This window comes from Methanosarcina sp. MTP4 (assembly GCF_000970045.1).
Classification (GTDB): Archaea; Halobacteriota; Methanosarcinia; order Methanosarcinales; family Methanosarcinaceae; genus MTP4.
Genome location: NZ_CP009505.1, coordinates 3,992,416 through 4,006,667, shown reverse-complemented (window position 1 = coordinate 4,006,667; position 14,252 = coordinate 3,992,416). Strand labels below are relative to the sequence as shown.

Annotated in this window: 15 protein-coding genes and 2 tRNA genes; 6 read left to right on the top strand and 11 right to left on the bottom strand. The window is 48.8% G+C overall.

The window, feature by feature from the left end; genetic code table 11:
* Positions 1-89: 89 nt before the first annotated feature.
* Together MSMTP_RS20095 and truA are read left to right on the top strand one after the other, a co-directional pair.
* A complete protein-coding gene (locus MSMTP_RS20095) occupies positions 90-1,298 on the top strand; it encodes a transcriptional regulator (protein WP_048181885.1) in 1,209 nt (402 codons plus the stop codon).
* Positions 1,299-1,310: 12 nt separating this feature from the next.
* Positions 1,311-2,120 (top strand): tRNA pseudouridine(38-40) synthase TruA, encoded by an 810-nt coding sequence (gene truA / locus MSMTP_RS16840; protein ID WP_048181881.1) that lies wholly within the window; start codon positions 1,311-1,313, stop codon positions 2,118-2,120.
* A gap of 151 nt (positions 2,121-2,271) precedes the next feature.
* Here truA and MSMTP_RS16835 read toward each other — a convergent pair whose 3' ends face one another.
* The 8 genes from MSMTP_RS16835 to MSMTP_RS16795 all read right to left on the bottom strand — a co-directional run bounded on the left by MSMTP_RS16835 (position 2,272) and on the right by MSMTP_RS16795 (position 8,440).
* On the bottom strand, positions 2,272-3,312 hold the full coding sequence (locus MSMTP_RS16835) for a TRM11 family methyltransferase (protein WP_048181878.1): 1,041 nt from the start codon (positions 3,310-3,312) through the stop codon (positions 2,272-2,274).
* Positions 3,313-3,504: 192 nt separating this feature from the next.
* A complete protein-coding gene (locus tag MSMTP_RS16830; protein ID WP_048181876.1) occupies positions 3,505-3,792 on the bottom strand; it encodes a YunC family protein in 288 nt (95 codons plus the stop codon).
* A 27-nt stretch (positions 3,793-3,819) separates the two neighbouring features.
* On the bottom strand, positions 3,820-4,737 hold the full coding sequence (locus MSMTP_RS18180) for a hypothetical protein (RefSeq protein WP_052718444.1): 918 nt from the start codon (positions 4,735-4,737) through the stop codon (positions 3,820-3,822).
* A gap of 75 nt (positions 4,738-4,812) precedes the next feature.
* Positions 4,813-5,703 carry a type II methionyl aminopeptidase gene (map, locus tag MSMTP_RS16815; RefSeq protein WP_048181873.1) on the bottom strand — a complete coding sequence of 297 codons (891 nt, stop codon included), beginning with the start codon at positions 5,701-5,703 and terminating at the stop codon, positions 4,813-4,815.
* A 219-nt stretch (positions 5,704-5,922) separates the two neighbouring features.
* Positions 5,923-7,092, bottom strand: coding sequence for a Xaa-Pro peptidase family protein (locus tag MSMTP_RS16810; protein ID WP_048181869.1), 1,170 nt, complete (start codon positions 7,090-7,092; stop codon positions 5,923-5,925).
* Positions 7,093-7,131: 39 nt separating this feature from the next.
* Positions 7,132-7,824, bottom strand: a complete 693-nt coding sequence (locus MSMTP_RS16805) for a hypothetical protein (RefSeq protein WP_231583006.1) — start codon at positions 7,822-7,824, stop codon at positions 7,132-7,134.
* A 316-nt stretch (positions 7,825-8,140) separates the two neighbouring features.
* A tRNA-Asp gene (locus tag MSMTP_RS16800) sits at positions 8,141-8,213 on the bottom strand.
* Between the two features lie 115 nt (positions 8,214-8,328).
* Positions 8,329-8,440, bottom strand: a tRNA-Tyr gene (locus tag MSMTP_RS16795).
* Positions 8,441-8,656: 216 nt separating this feature from the next.
* Between MSMTP_RS16795 and MSMTP_RS16790 the strand changes: the two genes are divergently transcribed.
* Positions 8,657-8,998 carry a protease inhibitor I42 family protein gene (locus MSMTP_RS16790; RefSeq protein WP_048181866.1) on the top strand — a complete coding sequence of 114 codons (342 nt, stop codon included), beginning with the start codon at positions 8,657-8,659 and terminating at the stop codon, positions 8,996-8,998.
* A gap of 178 nt (positions 8,999-9,176) precedes the next feature.
* Here MSMTP_RS16790 and MSMTP_RS16785 read toward each other — a convergent pair whose 3' ends face one another.
* Complete coding sequence (locus MSMTP_RS16785; RefSeq protein ID WP_048181864.1) at positions 9,177-10,373, bottom strand: methionine adenosyltransferase; 1,197 nt, start codon at positions 10,371-10,373, stop codon at positions 9,177-9,179.
* Between the two features lie 339 nt (positions 10,374-10,712).
* Positions 10,713-10,898, bottom strand: a complete 186-nt coding sequence (locus MSMTP_RS16780) for a hypothetical protein (RefSeq protein WP_048181861.1) — start codon at positions 10,896-10,898, stop codon at positions 10,713-10,715.
* 57 nt (positions 10,899-10,955) lie between these two features.
* Between MSMTP_RS16780 and hisG the strand changes: the two genes are divergently transcribed.
* From hisG to hisB, 3 genes are all read left to right on the top strand, one after another.
* Positions 10,956-11,822, top strand: a complete 867-nt coding sequence (gene hisG, locus MSMTP_RS16775; protein ID WP_048181858.1) for an ATP phosphoribosyltransferase — start codon at positions 10,956-10,958, stop codon at positions 11,820-11,822.
* Between the two features lie 80 nt (positions 11,823-11,902).
* The gene (hisA, locus tag MSMTP_RS16770) at positions 11,903-12,637 is read left to right on the top strand and encodes a 1-(5-phosphoribosyl)-5-[(5-phosphoribosylamino)methylideneamino]imidazole-4-carboxamide isomerase (protein WP_048181854.1); all 735 of its coding nucleotides are present in this window, start codon (positions 11,903-11,905) and stop codon (positions 12,635-12,637) included.
* A gap of 143 nt (positions 12,638-12,780) precedes the next feature.
* Positions 12,781-13,356: an imidazoleglycerol-phosphate dehydratase HisB gene (hisB, locus tag MSMTP_RS16765; protein WP_048181851.1), complete on the top strand. Its 576-nt coding sequence runs from the start codon at positions 12,781-12,783 to the stop codon at positions 13,354-13,356.
* Between the two features lie 145 nt (positions 13,357-13,501).
* Here hisB and fdhD read toward each other — a convergent pair whose 3' ends face one another.
* Positions 13,502-14,215 carry a formate dehydrogenase accessory sulfurtransferase FdhD gene (fdhD, locus tag MSMTP_RS16760; RefSeq protein ID WP_048181848.1) on the bottom strand — a complete coding sequence of 238 codons (714 nt, stop codon included), beginning with the start codon at positions 14,213-14,215 and terminating at the stop codon, positions 13,502-13,504.
* Positions 14,216-14,252 lie beyond the last annotated feature (37 nt).

The window sequence follows — 14,252 nt, the reverse complement described above, 5'->3', positions numbered from 1 at the left end:
ACACAAAATCCCTTACAAAAATCACCTCTCAAAAAACATAACCTCTCACAAAGTATAACAATATCAATCTTTTAATTTAGGACGTAAACATGAAAGAGCTGGAAGATAGAAACGGGTTTCCGGAAGTTGAAGGGCACCTTAATGGACCAGGGTTCCCGGATGGCGAGGAGATTCGGGAAAGCGGAGACAGGGTGATGGTGCTCCCCGTAAACGAAGATTCAAGAAAGATTACCCAAACCCTCTCCAACGAAACATCGCTGAAGGTCCTTGAACTGCTCGGAAAAAAGAGCCTGTCTGCGACCGATATTGCGGAGGAGCTGAAAATTCCTCTGACTACGGTGAAGTATAACCTTGACTCCCTTGTGGACTCCGACCTCATCAAGGTCAAGCAGATCAAATGGAGCCGAAAGGGTCGTCAGGTTAAGATCTACGAGGCGATGGAAAAACTTATTATCCTGGTCCCTTCCAGAAATCCTGTTGATAAAATTTCCATCATAAACCTGCTGCAGCAGTACATAGGAGTAATTGCAGCGGCGTTTTTTGCGGCCGCAGGAATCGAATACCTCTCAGCGTACCTCAAAGCAAGAAAGGTCTTCCAGGCCACCGCTCCTCTAAGGTTGGGGGTAATGGAAGACGGCAATGCCCCTGTTCCGGCAGCCGTGATAGCTAACGATACTTCCGGAGGAGATGTCGGGGAAGCCGGAGAACCCGGGTTAATGGATGTGGGAATCGAATCCTTTTCTGAAGAAGAGGCAGCTCCACAGAATGAAGCTCAGAGTGAGGCGCCGGATGTAGCTCCGAAGGAAGCAAACGAAGCTTTTACAGGCGAATCCCCGGAAGAAGAACCCGTTGATGAAGAGGTCATGGAAGAGTCTCTGAAAGAAGAGTTTGCTTCCGAAGACGCCCCGGTTGATGACGCCTCTGAAGACGTAATGGATGACGCCCCTGTTGAAGATGTGGCTACTGAAGAAACGATGGAAGCGGAGTACGTCGAAGAAGCTCCTGTAGAAGAACCCGTTGATGAAGGGGTCATGGAAGACGCTTCCGTCGAAGAAGCCGCTGAAGGTATGGACGTTCCCGACACGGACAGCATGGACGGGATAGAGGGGCTGGATGGAATGGGTGGTATGGACGATCTGCCTCCTGTTCCCCCTGAAGGAATTACCCATCTCGGGGGTATCCACGGGCTTTACGATACGCTTTCTTTGCATCCGGGGGTCTGGTTCCTTCTTGGCTGCCTCTTCGTTGTGTGCTTGATGATCGTACGAGAAGTCTATTATAAGAAAAAGACCAAGTAATCAATGATTGGTATGAGAGTTGCTTTAAAACTTGCATACATAGGCACCGAGTTCCACGGCTCCCAGATCCAACCCAATGTTGACACCGTGGAAGGGGAGATCTTCAAAGCTCTCCGGAATCTCCAAATCATCGAAGGTCCCAAATCTGCCAATTACACATGTGCGGGCAGGACCGACGCAGGAGTCCATGCTCTTGAACAGGTCGTTGCTTTTGATACCGATAAGCCTAACCTTGCAATCCCAAGAGTCATCAATTCCGAACTTCCCCCCTCTGTCTGGACCTGGGCTCATGCGGAAGTTTCCCCCTCCTTTGACGCCAGGCGGGATGCAGTTTCCAGGCGCTACCGCTACGTGATGAGTGGGGAAGAATACGACATCTCAAAGATGAGGGAGGCTTCAAAGCTCCTTCTGGGGACCCACGATTTTGCGAACTTTTCCAAAGCTGACGGGGACAAGAGTACGGTCCGTACCATGGAGCGTATTGAAGTGCGGGTTGACGGGGAGCTTACAAAAATCGATGTAACCGGTAATGCCTTTCTCTGGAACATGGTCCGGAAAATCGTAACCGCCCTTACCATGATTGGAAACGGGGTCAGGGATGAGGACTGGCTGCTCCAGATGCTCAATCCCGAAATCTACGAAGAAGGAATCGAACCTGCTCCTGCACACGGGTTGACCCTCATGGAAATCAAATATCCTTTCCACCTAGAGTGGGCAGAGGACAGCTACTCCATCCGTAGGGCAAACGAACAGAACTACAAGAATATCCTCAGGCACAGGGTAATGGCTGAAGTGATCGAGGAACTTATTTTCAAGGAATAAATTCCTTATTTCCAGGAAATAAATTTCTGATTTCAGGAAATAAATTCCTGATTTCAGGAATAAGGGTTGCTTATAGAGGACAGCTTACATCCCTATCTTTCTTATTCCCTTTACCCACGTTCTCTGCCTTAAGTCAAACTTTTTTCTATTATTAATCTTTTTGAAAAATCGTAATTGTCCGGGTGAGGCTTCGGTGCACTCTCTGGGCATGGATTTCAAGCACCCTGAGGCCTGCCTTTTCCCCGTATTCGAACGCTGCCTTGTCCGAGACCACAATGGCGATTCCTCCGGGCTTCAGGACACGGTAAATTTCCGAAAGGGCGCCGGCATAAAGTACTTCCAGGGACTCTGCAAGGATGGCTGCCGAACGTCCGTAGGGAGGGTCGGTGACGACTGCGTTCACGGATTCGGCTTTCAGGGGGATCCTGCATGCGTCTCCTTCCATCAGGGCATAATCCGTTTCGAAGGCTTCCAGGTTCATCCTTGCTCCCTGGACGAGTTTTTCCTGGGCGTCGATTCCAATTACCCTGGATCCCAGGAGTCCGGCTTCCACAAGGATGCCTGCGGTGCCGCAGAAGGGGTCAAGGAAGAGCTCTCCGGGAAGTGTCCGGGAAAGGTTTACAAGGGCGCGGGCGACCCTGGGCATAAGGACACCGGGGTGAAAAAAGGGCTTGTTCTGGGGGTTCCTGGCTTCGTAAGCGCTTCTGTTCACGGACGATATAAGTGCTCCGAACACGGTTTTCTCGCTCAGGATAAGCCGGAATTCGATATCCGGGTTGTTGAGGTTTGCCCGGAATCCTTTCCGGTAAATACAACCTCCGATCTTCTTTTCCAGGGGTTCGCCAGGGAAGTCCACATGGTGTTTAATCCTCTTTGCCCGGACTACGAAGTTTTGTCCTTCCCGGATAAAAGCGGCTGGTTTGAAGGCTTCGGCAAGTTCCAGGATTGCTTCCGGCCTGCTTTCTGAAATCCCTATCACTTTCAGTATGTGGTGGGTCATTGCAAGCCTTTCCGTCATCTTACTCTTGAGAGTCTTTTCAAGCTCTGTTTCTTCGCCAGTTATGTCCACAACAAGGCACTGGTCCATCAGAGAATGTACTCTGTATTCCAGCCCTTCGATTTCAAGGCAGGCAAGGACTTCGGCAGCGGGCAGTTTTTCGTGTTCACCTGAGAGTTCGAAAGCGTATAACATGGATTAACCGGGGTTAGGTTGATGAATATAGTTAGGAATAGGATTGAAACGGGTACGTTCTGAACGTAAAAGTCATTCGGAATCGGTTAAGCTGGATACTGTTGAATTGCTGGACGTAGTATGGAATAATGCTGGCAGATTAGGAAAATATTTGCCGAAAGAATACGGCGGGTTCAAAAGGATACTTTCGATTTAAAACATTTTCTCCAGGGCTTCCCTGCCTGTCATGCCGGGTTCTACCCCAAGTTCCCTTGCTTTTGGCGTTGCTTCGACAACTTTTGCTTTCAGCATGTCCTCGAAACTCTGTACACCCTTTACCTTTGCTGCGGTATCTCCAAGGGCTTCTGCGGCATTGATGTCAAGGTACCCGCACATCAGGAATCCCTTCTCTGCGCTGAGGACCAGCAGGGGATATTTCTGCATTTTAAAACAGAGGCCAAGGGCACATCCTTTTTCAAGCTTAACCTGTTCTATGAGCATGTTTTCCAGAATACGTTTCAAGCCTGATTAAACTTTTGGGCTCAGGCAAAGTCGCCCGAGAAAGTTTTCAAAAAATCCTGCAGCTGCCCGGGTTTCTTCAGGTTTCGGTTCTTCAATTGAGAGGGTTTCATTTTCCATCACTTCGCCCCCGGTTAAAACCTCCGGCAGGGCTGCCGTCTCATAACTTTTGTTTTCCGAAAACCAGAGGGTAATTTCCCCCTCGGGGCCAAAGCTGCCTTTCAGGATCTGGCGGCTGTCTTCAAATTCCTCGTTTTTATCTTCCAGGCCTTCTGTCCTGTTTACATCATATCCGGGAGGCAGGAATATGGTCACTTCCGAGCCAGGGGTACCAAGAAACCAGATGCTGGTTTGAGTATTGGTCTTGTTGCCTATCTCATTGCTTGTTTCAGTACCTATCTCGTTGCCTGTTTCAGTACCCATTTCATTGCCTATTTCGTTGCCGCTCTCAGTGCTGGCTTCCCTTTCTTCCTCTTTCTTTACTTCTTCCTCTACTCCTTCTTCAAAGCTATAGGTGACCCTGGCGGTGTTTGTGATGGTTGCACTCTTGAATGCCGTGCCCAGGGCTTCGTCAGAGAGCCAGAACTCCACGTCCCGGACTTTTACCGTCTCTGAAGAACCTTTGAGCTTAACATCGGGCTTCTTTTCAATGGATTTTTCCAGCCTGTCCCGGAGCTCAAGCTCCATGTTTCTGATTTCCCATGCGTTTACGAAGCTGTCGTTGTTACCGGTTTCCCTGTCTATAAGTTCCCTGAAGAAAATAGCCTCCCTGTCCGTGATGCATTCCTCATAGTCCCAGCTCATCCCGCCGTTTTCCAGGGTGATTTTATTGCTGGATACGAAAGAGGCAGTGCAGGGGCCTGAAAGAAGGGTTACGGAGAGGACAGCTGCTATAAAGAAGGTTGAAAGGAGGTGCTGTAATTTCAAGGTGCTCAACTCTTTTCTTTTGTTTATTTTTTCAACCTTTACCTTTTATTTAATTTCCTTCCAAGTCCTTTCAGTTTATTTTGTTGTGACCTCACAGCCGTCCGAGCTTACGATTAGCGTGTGTTCGGCCTGGGCTACCATTCCTCCTCCGCTTTCCAGAAGGACGGGGTAGCCGTGGAGGATTCTTGCTTTTTCTAGCTGGATGAGTACAAATTCCAGCTTGTCGGATTCAAGCCAGCGTTTTGCAAAGGGTAGGGTCCTGTACTCTTCAACCTGTTTCAGGACTTTTCGAACTGCAGGCATACGGACCGGTTTTTTCTGGATAAGGCTGTAAATCTCGGTATAGGAACCGTCGTGGACTGCGCCTGCCCCGTCTGTTGCGAAAGGCTCGATAGCAAGCACGTCTCCTTCTTTAAGGACTGTGCCTCCTTCAACGTGTTTGTTCGGGACGGATGGATCAGCGTGCGCTTCATACTGAGAAAGCCCGTGTCCCGTAAGGTTGAGGATGGGGCTCAGGTCATAGCTCCTGATGGCGTTCTCGATTGCGGCCCCGATTTCTCCTGTGTTGACTCCCGGCCTGACAGTATCGATGGCTGCCTGGAGCCCGGTTTCTGCGGCTTTCACGATGTCCGGGTTCCCTGAGAGGTCCACCGTAATTGCAGAGTCTGCAATGTACCCGTCTACATGGACTCCGAGGTCCAGCTTTACCATATCTTTCCCGAAGACGTCCGTGTCCCCCACTTTCGGGGTTGCGTGGGCCGCCTCTTCGTTTCTTGAGATGTTGCAGGGAAAAGCCGGTTTTCCTCCAAGTTCAATGGTTTTGTTTTCTACAAACTCCGCAACTTCAAGCAGGCTGCCTCCTACCTTTATCATATCTGCGGCTTCGGCCCGAACCTTGCTAAGGATTCTTCCCGCTTCCCTGTATTTTTCAAGGATATCTTCCCTGTTTTGCACGTTATCGGTCATGCTAACTCCATACCAAATAGATTGAATAATAATTGATAAGACTGAAATCGTTTAACTCATTAATGTTGAATTTGGTCAACTCATAATGTTGAATTTGGTCAACTCATAATGTTGAATTTGGTCAGCTAAAATTTGGTCAAATTGAATATTACAAAATTGAGTCCTACTTAATAAATATATAATGGCTATAATTATGCCTTATATAGATAATTAGCAGGGTTATAATACAAAGTTCTTTTCTAATTTTGTCAGGTTCTCACAACCATTTTTGGTCACAAGTACCATGTCTTCGAGCCGGATTCCTCCGATTCCCGGATAGTACAGCCCGGGTTCGACGGTGATTACATTTCCCTCTTCAAGCACGGCACTGTTTTCTCCTACTCCAGGCAGTTCGTGGATATCGAGCCCGACTCCGTGCCCTGTGGAATGGGTGAAGCCTACCTTTGCCCCGCTTCTGTAGGTGTCGTAGCCCCGTTCTTCCAGCACGTCACAGACTGCATTGTGGACATCAGCCGCCGACACTCCGGCTTTTACCATTCCCAGCCCTTTCTCCTGGGCTGCAAGCACGGCTTCATATATGGCTTTCAGCTCTTCCGAAGCTTCTCCCCTGAGCACGGTGCGCGTCATGTCTGCAAAATAACGTTTTTTCTTGCTTCTGGGAAAAATGTCCAGGATGATTGGGGCATTTGCCCTGAGTGGTCCGGCGGTGGTCCCATGGGGGTTTGAAGTGTCTTCTCCGCAGGAGACGATGGTCTCTTCCGCCTCGCAGCCAAAGTCCAGCAGGGCGTGGTCTATCGCAGAGAGCACTTTCTCTCCTGTAAGCTCCTTTCCCTCGTGGTAGAGGATTCCGTCTTTCTCCTGTGCACCCCTGATGAGTTCTATGGCAGCCTCCATTGCCTTCTCTCCGGCTCTCTGGGCATACTTTACGGCTTCCACTTCATCGGGCCTTTTCTGGCTTCTCATCTTCCTGAAGGGGCTCTTTACCGGGACTATGGAGAAGCCTGCTTCGGCAAGGAAGTTCGAGTAAAAAACAGGGAAATCATAGGGTACTGCGATTTTTTTTGCTCCTGCTTCCGAGATAAGTTCGGAAAGGCAGGCAGCATAAGCCAGGGCTCCATCTTTTTTCTCCTTGATTTTTTCCATGTATCCGAAGTCCTGCAAAGTCCGGATTTCGGGGATCCTTGACTCAAGTTCGGCTCTCCCGCGTTCCATCTCCGAAATAAAAAGGATCTCTTTTCCCTCTCCGGTCTGCAGGTACCCGAAAGCGTCCGATGCCAGGAAACGGGTTGCGTAGTAGATGTCTGCGGAATGGATGTCTCCCGTCATAAGGTATGCGTCTGCTCCGGAATTTTCAAGGATATCTTTAATGCTGAATTCTGGTTCTGACATGGCAGGTAATTCTGGCGTTTGTGGATAAAGTTGTTATTGTCAGGTCCGGAATTTCGGTTCGTAAAATCCTAGCTCGTAATAAAGAGAATAAAGTTCTTCTAGCATGGAAAAATAGCGGGTAAGGGAGGCTTCCATCTCTTCCGAAAACCTGAGAATGCACACGTATTTTCTTCTTTCCCGTTCTCTTACCCATACCTTACCTTCAGATCGGGCATATCCCCTGTCGCTTAGAAGTTCCGCAGCGCAGCCAAGCAGCATGCGAATACATGTGGTCAATTGTTTGCGAGTTTTTTCTTTCTTAAATTCCAGGTAGTCGGAAGCTATGCCTGGGTGGAAGAGTTCGTTTCTGTGTATCCAGTATTCATCGCAGTTGAGGGATTCTTCGACAATCGAGGGTATGCGGGCTATTTGTTCTACAGGGTCGGGTTCTTGTTCTCCGCTTATTTCCTGCTTCGGTTTTTCTTCCCGGTGCTTTTTTTCTCCTAGGTTTTCTTTTTTATACTCAATTTCATTTTTGGAAACTTCAGTCCTCTCTACTTCCCTCCGTATCCATTCGGAGGTGAAATTTCTGGCGGCTTCGATAAAGGTTCGGGTTTCCAGTTCTATTTTTTCTCTGGTTTGCTTTATCTGCCGGGTCAGGTTGTTGATTCTTTCCCTGCTCTCATCCGGAGTCCCGGAGCCTGCCTCCATTTTTTTCTGTCCTCCTTCCGGTCTTCTGCCTGTTACTTTCACGTCTCTCAAAATTACATCTTTTTGTATTACATCGTTTTTGAGGAAAAAAGTCATGTCTTCAAAAGTTCGTAGGTGGGGTTTGTGGGTAGGATTATGGATTGGGGGCCGGATTGAGGCCCGGATCGGGACCTGGCTTGAGACTTGAATTGAGGTTCTGGATGATTAAAGTACAAGACATATCTCTTCTTGGCTAAAAATAGCGAGTTTAATTTAAAACAGTACGTCTCATTTAAAATAGTACGTCTCATTTAAAATGGAAAACAGTAAGCATCAGTTGCTTTTTATTTTAAAAGTATCGGTTGCGAAAAAAAATGAGCGCCCGGACCGGGATTCGAACCCGAGTCGGAGCCTCGACAGGGCTCCATGATAGGCCTCTACACTATCCGGACACTCCGATTATTCTAGTCATTTTTGCCCGCGTTGCGAGCAATCCATAAATGTCATTCCGGTATATAAAGATTCCCGTTAACGGTTTTCTTTTATAGGGGATGTTATGGATTTTAGTCCCGCCTCCCAGACTCGAACCGGGGACATCGCGGTGCCTGCGCGGAAATGTGCGATTTCACTCGCATTGGCCGAACTACAGCCGCGCACTCTACCACTGAGTTAAGGCGGGACGATGGATGCGTATCCAGTGCTGCAAAGCACTGCACTGCCTTAATGCACCATCTCCATATATGACAATGGTATTTATGGTTTTCGCTACGGGGGGTTTTCAGGAGCTTCTCTTTATAACATTTTTTATATATATCATACATACTTTTCTATATTACAGAGACTATAAGATGATTAATACAGAATTTTACCCAGTACGCAAGGGGGTACATGGAAAATGGTGGCCCAGATATTTACAGAATCTAACAATAATGACACAGTTACTGTCCGCTTCGGAGAAACCTTTTTGATCAAACTTCGGGATGAGCCTGCAGAACATCTTTACAGCAAGGAGAATGAACATTCTGCTCATACCGTTTGGGAAATGCAGGCAGGCAGGGGCCTCAAACTGCTCACGGACCAGTTTATCCCGGATATCCCTGATACGACGACGGTGCCCGGAGTTCATGAGTGGGAATACGAGGCCGTAGAAACAGGGTCCTGGAAAGTCGAGGGGAAGTATACTATTTATCGCTTCGGGGGCGAAAAAAAGTACAGGTTAAATGTAGAAGTTGTCTGAATGCTCCGGAAAAGTCCCGTAACCTCATGATCCCTGTTAAAAAAAGGCTGGTTGTTAAGGATTTTATGTAAAGCCAGAGCTATGATTTAACCCGGGATAAAATCAGGTCGAAAGTAACGCAAACTAATAAAAAATTAGTAAAGAACCCGAAGGTTCTCTCATTCTTTTTCTATTTTTCTCAGAAAGTATCCAGTTCTCCTTTTACAACCATATCGGTGATTTTTGTCACGTTTGAAAGCCAGTCGTCCATGACAGCTTCGGCTTCGGCTTTAACCTTGGAGAAGGAACTGCCGTCTTCGGGGATGATCTGGGCACTTGCTACCAGGGGCTGGTCTATGGGCTTTCCGATCTGGGAGAGCAGCCTGATGTAAATGTCATGCACCTCCGGGACCTCTTTTACAATGTCCTTTGCCATCTGGGTTGAGAGGAGGTTGTAGATCTTTCCTATGTGGTTGATCGGGTTCTTCCCGCTGGTGGCTTCCATGCTCATAGGCCTGTTCGGGGTGATCAGCCCATTGCAGCGGTTTCCGCGACCTACCGAGCCGTCGTCTCCCATCTCAGCCGAGGTCCCGGTGACGGTAAGGAAAACACTTCCCGTTTTCAGGTCGTCGGCGGTGTTGATCTGGACTTCTACGTTTCTTTCCGTATAGCGGCTGGAGACGTCTTCCAAATAGGTCTTCATTTCTTCTTTTATGTTTATATAGTGGTCCAGGTCGTCTACGTGCCTTCCTACCATGCCGCAGCAGGTGGTAAGGGTGATATCGTCTCCGTCCCTGAGACCCATGACCTTGATATCTTCCCCAATACCGGGGATTTTGGGTTTCAGGTCGGTAATGAGCTGCCTTTCGGCGTTGTAGACGATGTTCTCAAGTTCTGAAAACGGAGCATGCCCTACCCCGAAGGAAGTGTCGTTTGCAACCGGAACTCTGTCTCGGCGGAAAACATCCCTGAGGTCCGAAGACCCTGTCCCTAGTTTGCAGTCCAGAATTACATCCTTTTCCTGGTCAAGGTTAACGACTGTGTTTCTCAGGTAATCCCGGGCAGCTTTGAGAGCCACGGATTCCGTGGCAAGTTCGACGCCTTCAAACTCTTTTGTGGCCCTGCCAACAAGGAGAATGTAGATGGGCTGCAGAATTTCTCCTCCGCCAAATTTGGGGTGGGATCTTCCTGCTACGATCTGGGTTTCATCAGTATTGTGGTGGAGCACAACCCCGCACTTTTCTATGTACTCCTTGCATAAGGCGCGGCTGACGGCTTCCGCCAGCCCGTCCGAGATGCTGTCTGGGTGCCCTATCCCTTTGCGTTCTACAAGCTCTATCTGTTGTTTTTCTACAGGGGTTTGTATGAGCTGTTCTACTCTGATATTTCGGGCCATTTGAATCCTCTTTTTTGGAATAATTACTGTATCGTCAGTAGTTGGATCGTTATCGGTTTCATGATGTTATCAGCGCCTGGTGGTTCCAGCGCCGATTATATATTTTAAAATACTATAGTATAACTTTGATAATATTATATTTATGAATCATGTGTCTGTTTCTATTAAATTACTCCCGCTATATAATTGTTACCGTATCTTCATTACCGGGGGTAATATCTCTTTTTGAAAACAGGTTCAATAACCATCTTTTAAAAAATAAAATTTCTGTGTGGGATATAGTGTGGGCTATACCATCTTCCTACCCCTTCTTTCTTCTCTCCTCTTTTCTCTTTTTATTTACCCCTTCCTTCCTCTATCTTTTTGCCTCCTTCTTTTCTCTTTTTCCTCTCCTCCTTTCTCTTTTTCTTCTCTTTCTCTCTTCCTTCCTCTCACTTTTGGGGCCAGCTTATTTTCAGGAAACTCCACCGTGAAATCTATATTATAAAAGAATGTTTTGGATAAACGTTTTATACGGATGAGCATAACCTGTGTAACAATTCCCAGTAGAGTACATCCGAGTACTACCAGAGGACATAGCAGATGATTCGCATTGCAATACCCAATAAGGGTCGCCTTCACGATCCCACCATCTCGATTTTCAGTGATGCGGGGCTTCCCATCAGTGGGGGAGCTAGCCGGAAACTTTTCGCAAAAACCATAGATCCCGAAATCAGCATTCTTTTCGCAAGGGCCGCAGATATCCCCGAGTACGTACAGGACGGGGCCGCAGACGTCGGAATCACAGGCATGGACCTGATTACGGAATGCGGGGCTGACGTCGAGGCCCTGCTTGACCTTAAATTCGGAAGGGCAACCCTGGTCCTGGCCGTGCCCGAAGATTCGGAGGTCGAAAAACCCGAAGACCTGGAGGGCAAAAAAGTCGCAACCGAGTTCCCGGGCATTACGGCCCAGTATTTTGAAAAGCTCGGTATAAACGTCGAGGTCATAAAGGTCAGCGGAGCCTGTGAAATGACTCCTCATGTCGGGATTGCCGATGCCATCGTGGACATCTCAAGTTCCGGGACCACCCTCATGATCAACCGCTTGAAGGTAATTGACAAGGCCTTTTCTTCCTCCGTCTACCTGATTGCAAACAAGGAGAGCCTCAGGACAAAGGAAAAGATTCTGGACATCAAGACCGCACTTGAAAGCGTTCTCAACGCAAAGGAAAAGCGCTACCTTATGATGAACGTTCCCGAAAATTCCCTTGAAGCCGTAAAACAGGTCCTTCCCGGGATGTCGGGCCCCACGGTCATGAAGGTTGAATCCAGCAAGTCTCAGGAAGAGCCAATCCTTGCCGTACATGCCGTTGTGGACGCGGACCTTATCTTCACCATCGTAAACAAGTTGAAAAAGGTCGGAGCAAGGGACGTCCTTGTGGTGCCCATTGAAAGGATCATGCCCTGAAAGGCCTGGAGTTTTCAGGCTTAAATTCCCAATTTATCTTGCAATTTATCTTGAAATTTATCTTGAAGAGGTGGAATGCCGTGACTTTTGAAGTAATCCCCGCCGTGGACATGAAAGGCGGAAAATGTGTGCAGCTGGTGCAGGGAGTCCCGGGAAGCGAGATCGTATCCCTGGACGACCCCCTGGCAGTTGCCCTGGAATGGGTCGGGCAGGGGGCAAAGACCCTGCACCTTGTGGACCTGGACGGGGCGATTGAAGGGGAGCGCAAGAATGCCTCTATTATAGAAAAGATCGTAGATGCCTGTCGGGAAAATGGGGTCCGCATCCAGGTCGGTGGAGGGATCCGGAGTTTTGACGACGCGGCAGCCCTTCTCAAACTCGGGGTTTACAGGGTTATCCTCGGAACCGCAGCTATCCGGGACCCCGGACTTGTGAAACAGCTTTCCGATGCTTTCGGGGTTGAACACATAAACGTTGCCCTGGACGCAAAGAACGGAAAAATCTCGATCAAAGGCTGGACCGAGGAATCCGAACATACTCCCGTGGACATGGGCAGGAAGTTCGAAGACCTGGGAGCAGGCAGCCTGCTTTTCACGAACATCGATTCCGAAGGCCTGATGCAGGGCGTAAATCCCCTTCCCACAAAGGAACTTGTAGATTCCGTCAGCATCCCCGTGATCGCTTCCGGTGGGGTCAGTTCCCTTGCCGACCTGAAGGTCCTGAAGCAGACCGGGGCCGCAGGGGTTGTTGTCGGAAGTGCCCTTTACACCGGCAGGTTTACCCTTGAAGAAGCAATCGAGGCGGCAAAGGACTGATCAGTTGCTTGATTTCTTGATTTCTTGATTTCTTGATTTCTTGATTTCTTGATCTCCAATGAAATGCCGCAACTCTGATACCGCAACTTCCCCGGGCGCCCGGGGCAAAGTATTTAAGAAATTTAAAAGAGAATGAGTGCTATATGAGGACTGCCAGAATTTCCCGCAAAACAAAGGAAACCGATATCCAGCTTGAGCTCGACCTGGATGGGTCGGGGCTTGCTGAGGTTAGTACGGGTATCGGGTTTTTTGACCACATGCTGACTTCCTTTGCAAGACACTCGGGCATCGACCTTAAACTGCACGCCGAAGGCGACCTCCATGTGGACGAGCACCACCTGGTAGAGGATACGGCTATAGTCCTCGGTAAGGCTCTTTCCGATGCCCTGGGGGACATGGCCGGGATTGCCCGCTTCGGGGAAGCCAGGATCCCAATGGACGAAGCCCTTGCAGAAGTCGCCCTGGACGTAGGGGGGCGCAGCTACCTTGTCCTGAAAGCCGAATTTGAAAGCCCTAAGGTTGGACGGTTAGGCACCCAGCTGGTAAAGCATTTCTTCGAGACCCTGGCTTCCAATGCAAAAATCACCGTACATGCCAGCGTCTACGGAGAAAACGACCACCACAAAATCGAAGCTCTCTTCAAAGCCTTTGCCTATGCCCTTAAAAGGGCCGTAAAAATCGAAGGTGAGAGCATAAAGAGCACGAAAGGCGTGCTCTGAGCCTAGTTGCGCCAGCAGAGTTGCGCCAGCAGAGTTGCGCCAGCAGAGTTGCGGCTCTGCAGTGCGCTGTCCTTTTCGGTCGCTTCGCTCCCTCAAGAGGACTTTTTTCCATTTGATTCTGTTTTTGTTAGATTAACAATCCAGCTTAAACCTTTACCCGCCATTCTCCGGCAAAAACCAGCATGGATTCTTTTCTGAGTTGGCCTACAAGCCCCATATTTGCTTTTTTTGCAGCCTCAACTCCCGAATCAAAGGGCATCGCTTTTGTAACTACAAGGGGGATGCCTGCCCTTATAGCTTTCATTAACATATACGCAGGCTGCCTGCCCGTGGAAAGAAGGTACATCTCCGTGAGTGGAAGCTTGTTCAGGAGGGCATGCCCTATCGCTTTGTCAACGGCGTTGTGCCTCCCAACATCCACGACCTGAAAAATTAGTTTTCCGTTCCGGTCTACGAGGGCTGCAAGGTGCGTCCCCCTGGTGACTTTGTAGGTTTCGGACGTAAGGTATTCCATCCCTGCAAAGATTGCTTTTGTTCCGAAAACCGCTTGCGAACTAACAACCGGGTCTTTCTTACTTTCCGGCTGCCTTATTTCGGGGTTGAAAGTCTTTATTTCTACCCTGTTTCCCTCAACCGTGATTTCGGCTGTATCCTCGAAAGTAAGGATCCCTTCGGAGATCATGTGTCCTGCCGCAAGCTCCTTGAAATGGGCGGGTGAGGTGAGAAGAGTTGTAAAATGCTTCCCGTTTAAAAAAAGTTTCACAGGGCATTCCCTTGCGAGCAATACCTCTGTATTTTCTGCCCTGCCGTCAGGATAGATTCTCTTTGCAGGGTAAGGAGTGGTGTATTTTTCAGGCATATGGATCTTTTTTCCTGTATCCTCTGTATATGGGCGT